Origin of the sequence: Amycolatopsis sp. WAC 01376 (assembly GCF_003947415.1) — a bacterium.
In the GTDB taxonomy this organism is placed as follows: Bacteria; Actinomycetota; Actinomycetes; order Mycobacteriales; family Pseudonocardiaceae; genus Amycolatopsis.
In genome coordinates this window covers 104,197-119,589 of sequence record NZ_QHKL01000003.1, presented here as the reverse complement: position 1 = coordinate 119,589, position 15,393 = coordinate 104,197, and the positions used below count along the sequence as shown (strand labels likewise).

Genomic DNA, 15,393 nt, shown 5'->3' with positions numbered 1-15,393 from the left:
GCGCGCCGCTCCGATCTGGCGCCCTACCCTGTGGCTATGACTGTTCATCTTGTCGTGACCACGACTACCCCTGATCGGGAATCCGGCGAGAAGCTCGCTGGTTCGGCCGTCGCTGCCCGCCTCGCCGGTACCGCTCAGGTCGTCGGCCCGGTCACGTCGTTCTTCTGGCATCTCGGCGAAAGCGGCCAGGGCGAGGAGTTCAACGTGACGTTCAAGACGACCGACGCGCGGTACGCCGAGCTGGAGGCGCACATCATCGAGAACCACCCATGGAACAAGCCCGAGGTGACGGCCGTCGAGCTGGTCCGCGGCTCGGCTGAATACTTCGCGTGGGCCGAGGAGTCCACACGTCCCAGCTAGACCTCCAGCCGGACAAGGAGATCGGCGACGGCCGGTGTCGCACGGTGGCGGGCAAGACTGCGCGCCACCGTTTCGATCCGACGTGCCGGACGGACAGACGTGACACCCGCAGCGAGGTCCGCCGCGTGGCCCAGCGTCGCCGCGGCCTGCTCGACCTCGCGTGCCTGGAGGTAGGACGTGGCCAGCCACGTCAGGTACAGGGCCTTATCGCGCGCGTGCGTGTCGTCGAACTCGCCGAGCACCCGTTCCAGGACCGGGACGGCGCGCAGCGGCCGCCGGAGCTCGGTCCAGCAGCGGCCGGCCATGATGTCGATTTCGGCGGCGTCAACCCAGAACACCCAATCCGGTTCTGGCCTGGTCGCCGGGGCGTTCAACGCCTCCCGCGCGAGGTTGAGCGCGCGGTCAGCTTCCTGTGCCTCCCTCGCCGTCGCATGCGCCCAGGCTTTCCGTTCAAGCAGCAGCGCCTCTACCTTCGGCGTGGCGACCTGGCGCGCGACCTCGTACGAGTCCGTTGCGAGCGCGGTCCCGCTTTGCTGCGTCGCAGTCTGCTGGTATGCGGCGTAGGCGAGCGCGTTCCCCGCGAGATCCAAGGCCTGCGCGTCCTCAGCATTCTTGCGGCTGTCGTTGTACAGCTGTTCCGCGAGCGAGTGCTGCCCGCGGTCGAATGCCGCCCACCCGGCCTGCTGCTGTTGTTCGGCAAGCAGCGCAAGCAGTTCTCGCCCAATGTCCTCGGTGTGGCTGGATTCCCGGATCAGCCGTTGCGTGACGTTTGCTTCGGCGCTGTAGACCGGGAAGGTTTCGGCGCCGCCCATGATGTTGTCCAGGCGCCGTAGCCGAGCCGTACGGCGGCGCAACTCCGCGAGGTCAGATCGACCGATCCGGCGACCAGTGGGCTGATCGGTACGCGCGAGCGGAATTGCCATGGCGGCGATTGCTCCGATGAACTCCCGCCGTTGCACACCGCCCGTCCTTTCCTTTCGTCGCTTAGCGCGTGCAGTGGAAACAGCACGCTTGATCGTGTTCCCTTCGACCCCGAAACTGGCAGCGAGGTATTCCTGCCAGAACGGAGTCGGTAGCCGCCGCTCGGCCTCCCAACGAGAGACCTCGTTTCTGCTGATGGCCTGCCCCGATAGCTCCGACAGAACAGCGGCTTGATCGGTTTGCGACCGCCCTGTGCCCTCACGCAGGGTCCGGAGCAGTTCGCCGATGTCGTCCTGCTCCACAGGTACCCCTCACGTCGCTCGCCCCACAGGTGGCCATCATGCGCCCGGCCCCGGTTTCTGGCCACCCTCTCGGAATGGCCACCCTCCGGGGCTCCTCTCACCAGGCATTATCGCTCTTAGCGTCAACATCGTGACTAACCGGACTGATCGGGCCCCTGGCCGGGGCCGTAGCAACGGATCCTCCGACCTCGGTTTCGACCAGCTCAGCTGGCGGCGGTCGGGCGAGATCCACCGGGCGCGGATTCCGTCGCCTCGGAGCGGGTCGCTTTCGCGGGCGGCCGAGTACGAATGGCACGGGTTCCTGCTCAGCGCGGAAGCACACCTGTACCTACGCGCGCAGCTGGCGCCGGACGTGGACTGGCCACCCATGCTGCTGCCGTGGTGCGAGGAGAACCGGCCAGAGCCGCGGCGCCACGAGCGCGGCAGCATCAGCCGCGAGCGGATCGCGGCGCCGACGGTGAAAGCGCGATGCCCGCTGTGTCGCGACAAGCTTCTGACGGCGAACGCGGAGGCACGCAGTGGACAAGCGTGATCGCGACCTTCTCGCGACTATCGCGCGAGTCAATGCCGACATTGGCAAGGTCACGCTAGACCTGCTGACCTTGCAGCCCTCGGACGAGCACTACGCGGCCGGACTCCGGAAGCTCGGCCGGGATCTCCTCATGATCGGTTCCGCTCTTGCTCGACGCGCTAGCGAGCTGGACGGCGAGGAACTACCCGCGGACCTGTTCGGCATCGAAGCGAGAGCAGACCCGCCGACATAGTCCGCCCGGCGCCGCACCCCCTCTCTCACCGTGCGGCGTCGGGCTGCCTGGTCGGCGTGGCGGTCTCCCCTGATGCGTTGGCCAGGCTCCAAACCCCCGTCGTCCTGGTGCAACGGGACGACGGGCAACCGGGAGCGGCGAGTGGTGGCTTGCTCCCGGCTTCTCCCGTCGCGTCTGGGGGAATGCGCCCGCGACGGGCGCCGGGGGCGGGCCCCATCCCGCCCCGGCACTGACCATCGGCGACCGAAACGCGCCCGCTGATGGAGCCGGGGCCGGGCTGCTCGCCGCGATCGGCCCCGACCTTCACCCACAAGAAGAAAGGCAGGCCGAGCCATGCCACCGATTTGGATGAACGCCGACGATTACTTGCCCGACGAGTCGCCGGAACCACCCCCGCCCGCCCCCGCCAAGAAGAAATCCGACGACGAGGACGAGGAATAGCGCGATGGCACGCGAACGCAACCCGGCGGGGACCAGCCCCACGAATCCGGGGCCAGGCAAGGACACACCCACAAGGCCTACAGACAAAAACTCCGGTCCGCCCAACGTCCCCAAGCCGCCGGACCCCCCGTCGAGGGATTAGCCGTGCCCAAGAAACGACGACGGCGACGCGACACCCGAAGCTGCCTTGTCGGTGGCCAGGTCGGAAACAGGGTCCCCGGAAGCGCGGGAAGTCGACCACCAGGGCAACCGGCTGGGCCGACTTACCCCGGTGCCGGCTACCCGTCCTGGCGGTTCGCGTGGCTTCCACGCCCGCCGGAAGTGGACGAGGGCGACTAGAATCGGACCATGCGGTCAGCCCGAGACAAGAGCCGGCTAGCGGACGTGTTCCTCGCGGGAGGCGCCGAAGCCCGCTTCTACGCCCAGGATCTCCGGCGTGCAGCGGCCGTCAGTCATCGGCGACTGGCGGAGATGCTGGCGGAGATGCGTAACCTCGGTTGGGTCGCCCATGAGTTCGACAAGTCCACACCCGACTGGCGGCCGTACTACATGCTCACGGACGCCGGTCGGCGCGAACTGACCAGGTCGTAGACGACGGATGGAACGAAAGGCCCAGGCGTCTCGACGCCTGGGCCTTTCGTTGATGCCTGGTCCGGATGGGGACCGGGGGCCCGGTGCGATCGTCGGCGTGCCGGGCCTCGCGTTCCGCCCCGGGGGCTACGACCGTCCCCCGAAAGGGCGGCAGACTGGGAATCGGAACCCACGCGGCGGACAAACCTCTAACATCTAAGGTTATTTGCTGACAAAAGGCGGCGACTGAAACCCAAACCGTGCAATATGGACTGTTCACTCCGGACAGACCATGCGCCCGGTTTGGAAGCGCTTTCCGCAACACCGGTACGTGTGCCGACCCGGGCGCACACGCACCGGGTGCACATCGCCCGGGAGTAGGGGCCGGGGATGAACGATGCACCGGACCAGGAACGCCCCGTCTGCACCCTCTGCCACGGCCAGAAGAAGATGTGGGTTACTCGACGTAGCCCCAGTACGGGCCCGGTAACCCGACGCGAGCTTTGCCCGCGGTGTGATGGCTCTGGGATCGAGCCTGAATCGCCTCAGTAGGCCCGCTTCAAGATACTGTCACTCTGAGTGATTGGCACGCGTAAAACCGAGATCATTCTTGGACCCTCCGCTTTGCGAACTTTCGCTCAGCACCGACCAGCCGATATACTGGTTAGTACGGCGCACAGCCGCTTCCGCTTTGGGAGCGGAGGGTCGCAGGTTCAAATCCTGTCATCCCGACCAACGGTCTTCGACCTGCGGTTTCACTTTTCTGACGGGCCTTCGGGCCCGGAACGAAAGCCGGTGCGACCCTCCGCTTGGAGGTCTGCGCGCCGCGTGACCGGCCCGATCGCAGCAGGTGTGTGGGAATAGGGACACTCAACGTCCCTATTCCCACACACCTCTCACTCCAAGTCACCGGCCGCCCCCGCCGTGACCCTCCGCTTTAATGAGGATCATGGAGATTCGCCACGCCCTCGGGACCGACGCCCCCGCCGTGACCACGCTGCTCGCCGAACTGGGTTACCCGGACAACGACGAAACCGACGTGCGCGGCCGGCTCGAACGGTGGGCCCGCCATCCCGAGGGCGCCGCCTTCGTCGCCGAGGCGGACGGCAAGGTGGTCGGTGTCGTCGCGGTGGTCGCGATCCCGCTTCTCGAGCGGCCGGGTTCCGGCGGGCGGATCGTGGCCTTGGTGGTGGACGAGACCCGGCGCGGCTCGGGCGTCGGACGCGAGCTGGTCGCGGCGGCCGAGGCGGAGGCGCTGCGCTTGGGCTGCGACACCATGGAGGTCACCAGTTCCCGCCACCGAACCGCCGCGCACGCCTTCTACCGCGCGCGTGGCTACGAGGATCGCTGCGAGCAGAGCGCCCGGTTCATCCGCCCGCTGACCGCCTGACCAGCTCCCGGATCGTGAGAGCCCTAGGCCCACCCGCACCCGCTTGCGAACATCGGCACCGTGACGGGCAGGCGGAGCGCCAGTGCCAGTGCGGTGCTCCGCGCGGTGCTGGACGAAGGGGCGATAGCGCGCAGCACCATCGCGCGCCGCACCGGGTTGAGTGCCGCCGCCGTCACGGGGCACGTTGCCGAGCTGCTGCGCCGCGGGTTCCTCACCGAACTGCCCGAGGTGGCAGGCGCGGTCGGCAGGCCGCATGTGCCGGTGGATCTCGACACGGAACGGTTCGTGGTGTGCGGGGCGCATGTCGCGGTCGACCATCTGACGGTCGGGCTGCTCGACTTGCGCGGGAAAGTGCTGGCACAGCACGAGGCACCGCATCACGGCGCTGAGCCGGCGGTGCAGGCCGCGCAGATCGCGGAGCTGCTCGACGACCTCCTCATCGGACACGCGCCGGAGCGGACGCCGCTCGGGCTGGGGGTGGCGACCGGCGGGTGGGTCGACGAGGCGTCGGGGACGGTGGTGGAGCACGGTCTGCTCGGCTGGCGCGGGGTCCCGTTGCGCGCTCTGCTCACCGAGGTCACCGGTCTCGACGTCCGCGTCGACGGGCATTCGCGGGCGCTCATCCACGCCGAACGCCTGCTGGGGCAGCCGAGAGCGCGCAGCAGTGTGGTGCAGTTGTTCACCGGCAACGTGGTCGACGCCGCCTTCGCCACCGGTGACACCGTCCATCATGGACCGCGGTCGGCGGCGGGCGCGGTGGCGCATCTGCGGGTCGACGACAGCGAGGAACCTTGCCGCTGCGGGCGAACCGGCTGTCTCGAAGCCACGGTGTCCGAGCGCACGGTCGCCCGCAAGGCTTGCGAAGCGGGGCTTGTCGAAGAACCGATTTTCGCCGATGTACTCCATTCGGCGGCATCGGGAAACGAAAGCGCAATAGCACTGTTCCACGAGCGCGCGCGAATTATCGGACAGGCCGCCGCATTGCTCTTCGACGTCCTCAATCCGGAAATCCTCATCATGCTCGACCAGAGTGTACGCGACGTCGAAGGTTGCCTTTCCACGATCCGGGACGAGGTCGCGCAGCGCTCCTGGATCTGCCAGGACGCGGCGAAAAACGTTGTGGCGTCGAGCTTTCCGGGAAACGAGCTGGCGACAGCGGGCGCGGCGGTCATGCTGAACGCCCTGTACGAAGATCCGCTCTTCACAAGGCTCGCCAACGCCTCTTGAGTTACTTCACTAAATCGCAAAATTGACGCTCTCCGCCGGGCCTGCGAAGAATCTTCTCCATCGACGCGAACCCGAACGAAAGAGCCCACCGTGAAGAAACCAGTGCCCTTGCTCGCCGCGCTCCTCGCCGGATTGGCGCTGTCGGGCTGCGGCGCCTCAGCGACCCCGGCAGGCGTGGCCGGACAGCCGGAGAAGCTCGAACTGCGCTACCAGGGGTCGGCGAACAACGTCACGTTCCCCGAACTCGCCGAGGACCTCGGGTACTTCGGCCCGGTCAAGCTCAAATGGGTCGGCAACACGATCAGCGGACCGCAGGACATCCAGTCCGCCGCGACCGACCAGACCGATTTCGGCGGCGCTTTCACCGGCGCGGTCGCGAAACTCGTCGACGCCGGCGCCCCGATCAAGGCGGTCGTCAACTACTACGGCTCCGACGAGAAGACCTTCTTGGGCTTCTACGTCAAGGAAGACAGCCCGATCCGCACCCCGCGCGACCTCATCGGCAAGAAGGTCGGCGTCAACACCGTCGGCGCGAACCTGGAGGCCGCCCTCGACACCTGGCTCAAGCGCAGCGGCCTCTCCGACGCCGAGATCGACCAGGTGCAGCTCGTCGTCCTGCCGCCGATCAACACCGAACAAGCCCTGCGCAACGGCCAGATCGACGTCGCCGCGCTCAACGGCGTCCTCCAGGACCGCGCCCTCGCCGGAGGCGGCGTGCGGCCCATCGTGAAGGACGTCGAGGCGTTCGGTCCCTACAACGGCGGGCCGTACGTGCTGCGGACCGACTTCATCAAGAGGTACCCGGAGACCACGAAAACCTTCGTCACCGGCGTGGCCAAGGCGATCGAATGGGCTCGCACCACGCCACGCGACGAGGTCATCGCCCGGTTCACCAAGATCATCCAGAACCGCGGCCGCAACGAGAACACCGAAACGCTCAAGTACTGGAAGAGCACCGGCGTCACCAAGGGCGGGCTGATCTCCGACCACGACTACACGCTCTGGACCGATTGGCTCAAGCAGTCCGGGTTCATCAAGAACGACCAGGTCGACCTCAAAAAGCTTTACACCAACGAATTCAACCCGTACCGCGAAGGCGGTGGCGCATGACCGCCAAGATCAGCCTCCGCTCGGTCACCAAGACCTTCGACACGCTGACCGCGCTGGACGACGTCTCCCTCGACATCGAGGACGGCACGTTCCTCTCCCTCGTCGGGCCGAGCGGCTCCGGGAAGTCCACGTTGCTCGACCTGCTCGGCGGGCTCGCGAAACCCACCTCCGGTGAGGTCCTGATCGACGGGAAACCCGTCACCGGCCCGGGTCTGGATCGCGGGGTCGTGTTCCAGCAGTACGCGCTGTTCCCCTGGCGCACCGCGCGCGCCAACGTCGAGTTCGGCCTCGAAGGCGGCACGCTGAACAAACGGCAACGCGCCGAAAGGGCACGGGAATTCCTCGACCTGGTCGGGCTTTCCGGTTTCGAGGAGCATCTCCCCCACCAGCTTTCCGGTGGTATGAAACAACGCGTCGCGATCGCGAGAAGCCTCGCCTACGACCCGGACGTGCTGCTGATGGACGAGCCGTATGCCGCGCTGGACTCCCAGACTCGTGAACTGTTGCAGGAGGAACTGCGGCGGATCTGGCAGCGCACCGGCAAGACCATCGTCTTCATCACCCACAGCATCGAAGAGGCCGTCTACTTGGGACAGAAGGTCGCGGTGCTCACGTCGCGGCCGGGCAGGCTCAAGGACGTCGTCGACATCGACCTCGGCGACCGCTCGAACGACGACCTGCGCTCGGCGCCCGCGTTCGTGGCCCATCGCCACCGCCTGTGGGAACTCCTGCACGACGAGATCCGGAGGGCCGCCTGATGACCGCCACCCTGGAGGCGCCGACAGTCCACACAGGACCGAAGGCCGCCGTGAAACCCCGCAAGAAGAAGCGGCTCAGCAAGGCTTTCCGCAGTTCCGCGGCGATCCTGCTCTTCCTCGCGGTCTGGGAGCTCGCTCCCCAGTACGTTCTCGACGAGGGCACGAGGACCTTCCTTCCGCCGCTGTCGGAAGACCTCGCCGCGCTCTGGGAGCTGATCCTCAACGGGCAACTGGCCGACCATCTGCTGGCGAGTCTCGGCCGGTCCGCCGCCGGATTCGTGCTCGCGGTGGCGGTCTCGGTGCCGCTGGGGCTGCTGATCGCCTGGTACCGCCCGCTCGCCGAATTCCTGAACCCGTTGCTGGAGCTCGCCCGCAACACCGCCGCGCTGGCGCTGCTGCCGGTGTTCACGCTCCTGCTCGGCATCGGCGAGGTGTCCAAGATCGCGCTGATCGTCTACGCCTGCGTCTGGCCGGTGCTGCTCAACACGATCGCCGGCGTGAATACCGTGGATCCCTTGCTGGTCAAGGCCGCGCGTTCGCTCGGGCTGTCGAGCCCGAACCTGTTCCGCAAGGTGATCCTGCCCTCGGCGGTGCCGACCATCTTCACCGGCATCCGGATGGCGGCGGCGTACTCGATCCTCATCCTGATCGCCGCCGAAATGGTCGGCGCCAAGGCGGGCCTCGGCTATCTGATCAACAACTCGCAGGTCAACTTCCAGATCCAGCAGATGTACGCCGCGATCATCACGGTTTCGGTGCTCGGCCTGGCCATCAACGCGGGCTTCGTCGCGCTGGAGCGGCGGTTCTCCACCTGGCGTGTCAAGGAGAAGGCATGAAGCACTTACACCTCAACGCGTTCGTGATGCCGAACGGTCATCACGAGGCGGCCTGGCGGCATCCGAGCACGGATCCGCACCGCGCCGCGACGCTGACGCACTATGTCGACATCGCCCGCACGGCGGAACGCGGCAAGCTGGATTCGCTGTTCCTCGCCGACGGCGTCGCGTTGTGGGGCAACGTCCGCTACAACTCGCACACCCTGTTCGAGCCGCTGACGCTGCTTTCGGCGCTGGCCGGGGCGACGGAGCACATCGGGCTGATCGCCACCGCGTCGACGACCTACAACGAGCCGTATCACCTGGCGCGGAAGTTCGCGTCGCTCGACCATCTGAGCGGCGGACGCGCGGGCTGGAACATCGTGACGTCGGCAGGCGAGGACGAGGCCCGCAACTTCAACCGCGACGCCAGGCCGTCGCACGCGCTGCGCTACGAACGCGCCACCGAATTCGTCGAAGTCGCCAAGAAGCTCTGGGACAGCTGGGACGACGGCGCGGCCGTGATCGACAAGGCGAGCGGCGTCTATGCCGACACCGGCCGCATCCACCCGATCGACCACGACGGCCCGCATTTCCAGGTACGTGGCCCGTTGAACATCCCCCGTCCGGTGCAGGGGCACCCTTTGCTGGTCCAAGCGGGTTCGTCGGAGACGGGCAAGGAGTACGCGGCCCGGTTCGCCGAGGCGGTGTTCACCGCGCAGCAGACTTTCGCCGAGGGCAAGGCTTTCTACGACGACGTCAAGGGCAGGCTCGCGAAATACGGGCGCTCGCCGGAGGAGATCAAGATCCTCCCGGGGATCAGCCCGATCCTGGGCCGCACGGAGGCCGAGGCGAAGGAACGCGAGGCCGAACTCAACGCCCTCATCACGCCCGCGTACGGCGTGCGGCAGCTGTCGACCATGCTCGACCACGATCTGACGCCGTACCCGCTCGACGGTCCGCTGCCCGACGTCGGCACGTTCACCGAAGGCGCGCAAAGCCGGTTCGAACTGGTCACCGGTCTGGCGAGGCGCGAGAACCTGACCATCCGCCAGCTCATCGAGCGGTTGGCCGGCGGGCGAGGTCACCGCGTTTTCGCCGGGACCGCCACGCAAGTAGCCGACCAATTGGAGCACTGGTTCACCGAAGGCGCCGCGGACGGCTTCAACGTCATGCCGCCCACGCTTCCGGGTGGTCTCGAGGACTTCGTGGACCTCGTCGTCCCGGAACTCCAGCGGCGCGGGTTGTTCCGCACCGAGTACACCGCCACGACCTTGCGCGGCCACTACGGCCTCGCCCGCCCCGTCACCCGCACCCGAGTAAAGGAGCACGCCGCATGACCGCCATCGACACCCAGGTCGAAGTCCGCAAGATCACCGGCAGGATCGGCGCGCAGATCGTCGGCGTCGATCCGGCCAAGGATCTCGACACCGCGACCGTCGCGTTCGTCACCGAGGCCCTGCACGAGCACAAGGCGCTCGTCTTCTCGGGCGTCGACCTCGACGACGCGGGCCAGCAGCGGTTCGCCGAGCATTTCGGCGACCTGACGAAGGCGCATCCGACCGTCCCGTCGGTCGACGGCGAGCCCGCGATCCTGCCGGTCGACAGCGAACAGGGCCGCGCGAACCAGTGGCACACCGACGTCACCTTCGTGCTCAACCCGCCGAAGGCCAGCACACTGCGAAGCCTGGTCGTCCCGCCCTACGGAGGCGAGACATTGATCGCCAACTCGGCAGCGGCCTACCGGGACCTGCCGGAGCCGCTCCGAGCCTTCGCGGACACGCTGCGCGCCGAGCACACCAACGACTACGACTACGCGAAGGCGCCGGAGACCCTCGACGAGGCGGAGCAGGAACGCCGGAAGGTGTTCGTGTCGCAGAAGTTCCGCACGGTCCACCCGGTGGTGCGGGTCCATCCGGTGACCGGAGAGCGCGGGCTGTACATCGGCGGGTTCGCGCAGCGGATCGTCGGGCTGTCCAAGGGCGAGTCGCGGGACATCCTGCGGCTGCTGCAGTCCTACGTGACGCGGCCCGAGAACGTCGTGCGGGTGAGCTGGGAGCCGAACCAGCTCGTGCTGTTCGACAACCGGATCACCCAGCACTACGCCGTCGACAACTACGACGACCTGCCGCGCCGCCTGAACCGGGTGACCGTGGCGGGTGATGTCCCGGTGGGCATCGACGGGGTGCCGAGCGAATCCCTCGAAGGCGACGCTTCGCACTACTCCCCCGTCGCCTGACCCTCCGCATTTAGTCCTCTGAATGCGGTGGGTGGGTACGCATCCAGAGGACTAAATGGGGTAAGACTGGCGTCGTGAAGGACGATCGTCAGGTGGAAGCGCTCCTGCGGGAGCTGGCCCCGCAGGTCATCGGGTTGCTGGTGCGCAAGCACGGGCAGTTCGACGCCTGCGAGGACGCCGTCCAGGAAGCCCTGCTCTCGGCCGCGCAGCAGTGGCCGGTGCAGGGCATCCCGGACAGTCCGAAGTCGTGGCTCGCGACGGTCGCGACCCGGCGGCTGGTGGACGAGTGGCGCAGCGAGAGCGCGCGACGCCGTCGCGAGGAGAACTCCGCGCTGATGGAGCCGGCCGGTGAAGCGTCCACTGTGTCCGAATCGGACGACACGCTCACCGTCCTTTTCCTGTGCTGCCACCCTTCCCTGTCCGCGCCGTCGCAGCTCGCGCTCACCTTGCGCGCCGTCGGCGGCCTGACCACGGGCGAGATCGCGAACGCCTTCCTGGTCCCGGAATCGACGCTGGCCCAGCGGATCAGCCGGGCGAAACAGACCATCAAGAAGGCGGGCGCCGAATTCGTCCTGCCGCCGGCGGCGGAGCTCGCCGAGCGGGTCCGCGTCGTCCTCCAGGTGCTGTACCTGATCTTCAACGAGGGCTACACGACCAGCGGCGGCCCCGACCTGCACCGCGCCGACCTGACCGCCGAGGCGATCCGGCTGACCCGGCTGCTGCGGCGGCTCATGCCGGACGAGGACGAGGTCACCGGTCTGCTCGCGCTCATGCTGCTGACCGACGCCCGCCGCGCCGCCCGCGCCGTCGAAGACGGCTCGCTCGTCCCGCTCGCCGAGCAGGACCGGTCGAGCTGGAACGCGGAACTGATCGCCGAAGGCGTTTCGCTGGTGAGCGCGGCACTGGAAGCGGGCCCGGTCGGGCCGTACCAGGTGCAGGCCGCGATCGCCGCCGTCCACAGTGAGGCGCCCACGGCGGCCGACACGGACTGGTCCCAGATCCTCGCGCTCTACGACGTCCTCGAGAAGGTTTCGCCCGGCCCTGTCGTCACGCTGAATCGCGCCGTCGCGGTCGCGGAGGTCAACGGGCCGGAAGCGGGTCTCGAACTGCTCGCCACCCTCGACGACGACAGCCGGATGAGCCAGACCCACCGCCTCGTTTCCGTGCGGGGGCATCTGCTGGAACTGGCAGGCGACACCGCCGCCGCGCGCGAGGCCTACCTCCGTGCCGCCGCCAAGACCGCGAGCGAACCCGAGAAGCAGTACCTGACCCGGCGCGCGGAGCGGCTCACCTGAGCACCTGGAGGATCGTCTCGTGCGACTTCTCGTGGACGTAGCCGGTGTAGACGGCGTGGATCCGGTGCACGGCGCCGTTGTAGAGGGTCACGGTCGCCTTGAGCGGGATGTCACGCTGCTTCTCCACGCGTGACAATTCCTCGTACGGCAGCCATATCGCGCCCGCCCTGGCGGCGACCGCGAACGGGGCCTGTGCCATCAGCGCGAGCAGTGCCTCCTTCCCGGAGTCGGACTCGGTCCCCGGAGCGGGCGAGAAGATCAGGCCGCGTTCGGTGATGACCAGATGGCCGAGCAGATCGTCGAATTTCACGTTCGCCAACCCGCCGAGCACGGGCGCCTCCCCCGGCGAGAGCCGCTCCGTCCCGCCGTTCGCGGCCGCCGGGTCGATGCCCAGCCCCGCCAGTGCCGCGCGGGCACGCGCGACATGCTCCGGTTCGCCGATCAGCAGATCCTCGACGAGGTCGAAGTCCAGGAAAGACCCGTCGGCGAGGACGAAATCCGGTTCGTCGTCCCACCGGTGCACGAAGCGCATCGTGCCCGCGTCCAGGGCCGCCAGGACGACGGCGGCCATGACCCCGTCTTCCGGGACATCCTCTCCGGACAACGTGAGAAGCGTTTCGAGGCTGCCGCCTGGCTGCCCCGACGCCCGGGCGATGGCCCGGTACGCGGCCTCGGCTTCGACCTTCAGCCGCGCCAAAGCCGCCTCGCGCGGGTAGGTGTCCCAGGGGAGACGACGGCGCTCGCCGAAGTCGAACGACGCCTCTTCGAGCCGGGCGGCGGACCGGACGGGGTCGGCGAGCAGGCCCAGCGCCGGTCGTTCGTCCACATCGGACTTGTCGGGCGCGGTTTCCAAGGCCCACAACCGTTCCGACGTCGGCGGGTGAGTGTCCCAGCGCAAGGGGAGCCGGAGGGGCTCGTCGACGGTGGCCAGCCATTCGCGCCGCGCTTCGAGCATTCTGGCGAAACCGCCGTAGACGGTGTCGGGGGCCATCTCGACCTCCGCCCCGGGTTCGACGTGGACGCCGAGATACCGCGTCCATTCCCCGTCGAGCCGCGCGTGCAGCCGCAACGCCGAATGCGCGGCGGCCCGTCCGGCGAGCCGGCCCATGACCTGGTCGGCCCCGTATTCACGGCGGCGGCTAGCCACCCGCTGGGTGAGGACGAACAGCCGCGCGTAGCCGCGGAACAGCCACGCCAGCGGGTTGATCGTGCTTCGGGGAAAGCGGTCGAGCATCCGCGCGACCGCGACGTGGGAGCGGTAGCCGGTCACGCTGGTCCGGCCGTCGAGCTGCCCGTAGTGGGCGAACTCGTGCGCCAGCACGGCGCGAGCCTGGGCACGCGTGAACGCTTGGAGCGTCGGCAGGCCGATCGACAGGAACCGGCGACCGGGTTTCAGCCCGAACAGCCGCGCTTCCTCGACGACCGACGCCCCCGGCCCGGCGGTGAGCCACACCTGGTCCGGCAGCCGGGTGCCGATCGCCTCCGCCAGTTCGGTGAGGGTCGCCCACAGCTCAGGGGCGTCGTCGCGGTAGAGCGGAACCCCTTTCGGCACGAAGGGCGCCGGGCGCAACGGAAGGAGCGCCGCGACCCCGGTGCCGAACAGCAGGCCGAGGCCGAGCCCGGCGAGGATGAACAGCGGGACGTTGTCGATCCCGGCCAGCAGGAAGCCGCCACCGAAGGCGAGCAGCAGGAAGATCAGCGTGTCCAAGGCGTAGAACCCCACCACCAGGAACACGACCTTGACCACGCCGATCCGCATGGCGTGAACCTACCCGGTGGCGAGGGTCACTCATCGGCTTTCCTGGCGGTGGCCATGGCGCGCTCGGTTTCCCAGAACGCGCGCATCGACACGATCAGCCCGTCCTCGCGCACCCGGTAGACGAACACGCCGTCGGTGTCGACGCGGTAGCCTCCGGGCAGATACGTCGTGATGGTGCCGACGTTCGCGACCTCGTCACCGGCGGCGTGGGAGTCGCGGATGGTGAACTGGAAGCGCTCGACGTTCGCGATCGTCTTGTCCCAGAAGGCACTGATCCCGTCGTGCCCGTGATGTCCCTTGCCCTCTTCGTCGAACATCGAGGGGCCGATGGGGTCCTCGACGACGGCGTCACCGGCGAAGAGTTCGAGCCAGGCGGCCTTGTCCCCGGCGGTGACCGCGGTCATCGAACGGAACGCGGCTCGGCGCGCGGGCGGCTGCGTGGCGGCCGGATCCCAGCAGACGTCGACACCCATTGTTCAGTCTCCCATCTTCGCGATGATCTCGTCGCCGAACTTCTTGATGGAATCGAGTTTCGGGCCGACCTCGGCGTCGAAACCGAGACCGTCGAACACCCACGGCATGGTGATGATGTCGGTGACGCCGATGTCGCCCTGTTCGCGATAGCCGTCGAGACCGAACTTGTCGATGCACACGGCCTGATACTCGAAGGGATCGTCGGCGCGGCCCCGTTCGGCCAGCAGCCCGCGCAATTTGGCGATCGTGTCGCGGAGGTCGTCGAACTTCATCATCGCCGACGACCAGCCGTCGGCGACGCGGGCGGCCCGGCGCAGCGCGACGTCGGTGTGGCCGCCGATGTAGAACGGCACCCGCGACGACGGCGCCGGGCTCATACGGAGCTTGTCGAAGTCGAAGAACTCGCCGTGGAATTCGACCATCCCGCCGTCGAGGATCAGCCGCAGCACCTCGATGGCCTCGTCGACGCGTTTGCCGCGCTTCTCGTACGGGGCGCCGCACCAGCGGAACTCCTCAGGCGACCAGCCGACGCCGAGCCCGAGGCCGAACCGGCCGCCGGTCAGCGCCGCGACCGAGTTGACCTGACGCGCGAGCAGGACCGGATTGCGGGAGCCGAGTTTGAGCACGGAGGTGTAGAACGTGAGCCGTTCGGTGACCGCGCCCATCGAGGCGGCCGCGACCAGCGGATCGGCCCAGGGCGTCTCCTCCGTCCAGAAGCGACTGCCGTCGGGCGTGTACGGATAGTCGGCCGAGACCGTTTCGGAGTAGAACAGGGAATCCGGGAGCGCGATCGAGGAGAAACCCGCCTCTTCGGCGGCGCGGGCGAGCTCGCCCAGCTGATCGAGCGGATTCATCGCGATCGACAGGGTGAACTTCATGGAGCCGAACTATAACGTGTTCTAGTTTCTGCCGCCAGTGTGCGCGGGAACCACGGGCGGGCCGTCCGCGTTGATCGGAGCAAAGGCCGA

At 68.0% G+C, this 15,393-nt stretch carries 16 protein-coding genes; 12 read left to right on the top strand and 4 right to left on the bottom strand.

Annotation, left to right across the window (positions count from 1 at the left end; all coding sequences use genetic code 11):
• The first annotated feature begins 36 nt into the window (after nt 1-36).
• Complete coding sequence (gene cutA / locus DMH03_RS17270; RefSeq protein ID WP_125793067.1) at nt 37-360, top strand: divalent-cation tolerance protein CutA; 324 nt, start codon at nt 37-39, stop codon at nt 358-360.
• On the opposite strand, the gene DMH03_RS17265 is transcribed toward cutA, so the two are convergent.
• The gene (locus DMH03_RS17265; protein ID WP_125793066.1) at nt 357-1,583 is read right to left on the bottom strand and encodes a helix-turn-helix transcriptional regulator; all 1,227 of its coding nucleotides are present in this window, start codon (nt 1,581-1,583) and stop codon (nt 357-359) included. The genes cutA and DMH03_RS17265 overlap by 4 nt on opposite strands.
• 130 nt (nt 1,584-1,713) lie before the next feature.
• On the opposite strand from DMH03_RS17265, the gene DMH03_RS17260 reads away from it, so the two are divergent.
• The 11 genes from DMH03_RS17260 (at nt 1,714) to DMH03_RS17210 (ending at nt 12,192) form a co-directional block, all read left to right on the top strand.
• Nucleotides 1,714-2,115, top strand: coding sequence for a hypothetical protein (locus DMH03_RS17260; protein ID WP_125793065.1), 402 nt, complete (start codon nt 1,714-1,716; stop codon nt 2,113-2,115).
• Nucleotides 2,102-2,347 carry a hypothetical protein gene (locus DMH03_RS17255; protein WP_125793064.1) on the top strand — a complete coding sequence of 82 codons (246 nt, stop codon included), beginning with the start codon at nt 2,102-2,104 and terminating at the stop codon, nt 2,345-2,347. Before DMH03_RS17260 ends, DMH03_RS17255 begins: the two co-directional genes overlap by 14 nt.
• Nucleotides 2,348-3,136: 789 nt before the next feature.
• The gene (locus DMH03_RS17250) at nt 3,137-3,379 is read left to right on the top strand and encodes a helix-turn-helix transcriptional regulator (RefSeq protein WP_125793063.1); all 243 of its coding nucleotides are present in this window, start codon (nt 3,137-3,139) and stop codon (nt 3,377-3,379) included.
• A 928-nt stretch (nt 3,380-4,307) separates the two neighbouring features.
• Nucleotides 4,308-4,748 (top strand): GNAT family N-acetyltransferase, encoded by a 441-nt coding sequence (locus DMH03_RS17245; RefSeq protein ID WP_125793062.1) that lies wholly within the window; start codon nt 4,308-4,310, stop codon nt 4,746-4,748.
• 60 nt (nt 4,749-4,808) lie between these two features.
• Nucleotides 4,809-5,975 (top strand): ROK family transcriptional regulator, encoded by a 1,167-nt coding sequence (locus DMH03_RS17240; RefSeq protein WP_125793061.1) that lies wholly within the window; start codon nt 4,809-4,811, stop codon nt 5,973-5,975.
• 90 nt (nt 5,976-6,065) lie between these two features.
• On the top strand, nt 6,066-7,085 hold the full coding sequence (locus DMH03_RS17235) for an ABC transporter substrate-binding protein (protein ID WP_125793060.1): 1,020 nt from the start codon (nt 6,066-6,068) through the stop codon (nt 7,083-7,085).
• Complete coding sequence (locus tag DMH03_RS17230) at nt 7,082-7,843, top strand: ABC transporter ATP-binding protein (protein WP_125793059.1); 762 nt, start codon at nt 7,082-7,084, stop codon at nt 7,841-7,843. The genes DMH03_RS17235 and DMH03_RS17230 overlap by 4 nt, the downstream gene beginning before the upstream one ends.
• Nucleotides 7,843-8,679 carry an ABC transporter permease gene (locus tag DMH03_RS17225; RefSeq protein WP_125793058.1) on the top strand — a complete coding sequence of 279 codons (837 nt, stop codon included), beginning with the start codon at nt 7,843-7,845 and terminating at the stop codon, nt 8,677-8,679. Before DMH03_RS17230 ends, DMH03_RS17225 begins: the two co-directional genes overlap by 1 nt.
• Nucleotides 8,676-9,998 carry an LLM class flavin-dependent oxidoreductase gene (locus DMH03_RS17220; RefSeq protein ID WP_125793057.1) on the top strand — a complete coding sequence of 441 codons (1,323 nt, stop codon included), beginning with the start codon at nt 8,676-8,678 and terminating at the stop codon, nt 9,996-9,998. The genes DMH03_RS17225 and DMH03_RS17220 overlap by 4 nt, the downstream gene beginning before the upstream one ends.
• Nucleotides 9,995-10,897: a TauD/TfdA family dioxygenase gene (locus DMH03_RS17215; RefSeq protein WP_125793056.1), complete on the top strand. Its 903-nt coding sequence runs from the start codon at nt 9,995-9,997 to the stop codon at nt 10,895-10,897. The genes DMH03_RS17220 and DMH03_RS17215 overlap by 4 nt, the downstream gene beginning before the upstream one ends.
• Before the next feature lie 74 nt (nt 10,898-10,971).
• Complete coding sequence (locus DMH03_RS17210; RefSeq protein WP_125793055.1) at nt 10,972-12,192, top strand: RNA polymerase sigma factor; 1,221 nt, start codon at nt 10,972-10,974, stop codon at nt 12,190-12,192.
• Here DMH03_RS17210 and DMH03_RS17205 read toward each other — a convergent pair.
• The 3 genes from DMH03_RS17205 to DMH03_RS17195 are packed head-to-tail and all read right to left on the bottom strand — an operon-like array spanning nt 12,185 to nt 15,303.
• Nucleotides 12,185-13,951, bottom strand: coding sequence for a M48 family metallopeptidase (locus DMH03_RS17205; protein WP_125793054.1), 1,767 nt, complete (start codon nt 13,949-13,951; stop codon nt 12,185-12,187). The genes DMH03_RS17210 and DMH03_RS17205 overlap by 8 nt on opposite strands.
• 26 nt (nt 13,952-13,977) lie before the next feature.
• A complete protein-coding gene (locus tag DMH03_RS17200; protein WP_125793053.1) occupies nt 13,978-14,424 on the bottom strand; it encodes a nuclear transport factor 2 family protein in 447 nt (148 codons plus the stop codon).
• Nucleotides 14,425-14,427: 3 nt separating this feature from the next.
• Nucleotides 14,428-15,303 carry a TIGR03619 family F420-dependent LLM class oxidoreductase gene (locus DMH03_RS17195; protein ID WP_125793052.1) on the bottom strand — a complete coding sequence of 292 codons (876 nt, stop codon included), beginning with the start codon at nt 15,301-15,303 and terminating at the stop codon, nt 14,428-14,430.
• Between the last annotated feature and the right edge of the window lie 90 nt (nt 15,304-15,393).

Bases quoted from the DNA above. Each gene is read 5' to 3' on its own strand.
- DMH03_RS17250 (WP_125793063.1), top strand. From the start codon at position 3,137: ATGCGGTCAGCCCGAGACAAGAGCCGGCTAGCGGACGTGTTCCTCGCG.
- DMH03_RS17205 (WP_125793054.1), bottom strand. From the start codon at position 13,951: ATGCGGATCGGCGTGGTCAAGGTCGTGTTCCTGGTGGTGGGGTTCTAC.
- DMH03_RS17195 (WP_125793052.1), bottom strand. From the start codon at position 15,303: ATGAAGTTCACCCTGTCGATCGCGATGAATCCGCTCGATCAGCTGGGC.
- DMH03_RS17200 (WP_125793053.1), bottom strand. From the start codon at position 14,424: ATGGGTGTCGACGTCTGCTGGGATCCGGCCGCCACGCAGCCGCCCGCG.
- DMH03_RS17245 (WP_125793062.1), top strand. From the start codon at position 4,308: ATGGAGATTCGCCACGCCCTCGGGACCGACGCCCCCGCCGTGACCACG.
- DMH03_RS17215 (WP_125793056.1), top strand. From the start codon at position 9,995: ATGACCGCCATCGACACCCAGGTCGAAGTCCGCAAGATCACCGGCAGG.
- DMH03_RS17230 (WP_125793059.1), top strand. From the start codon at position 7,082: ATGACCGCCAAGATCAGCCTCCGCTCGGTCACCAAGACCTTCGACACG.
- DMH03_RS17225 (WP_125793058.1), top strand. From the start codon at position 7,843: ATGACCGCCACCCTGGAGGCGCCGACAGTCCACACAGGACCGAAGGCC.
- DMH03_RS17220 (WP_125793057.1), top strand. From the start codon at position 8,676: ATGAAGCACTTACACCTCAACGCGTTCGTGATGCCGAACGGTCATCAC.
- cutA (WP_125793067.1), top strand. From the start codon at position 37: ATGACTGTTCATCTTGTCGTGACCACGACTACCCCTGATCGGGAATCC.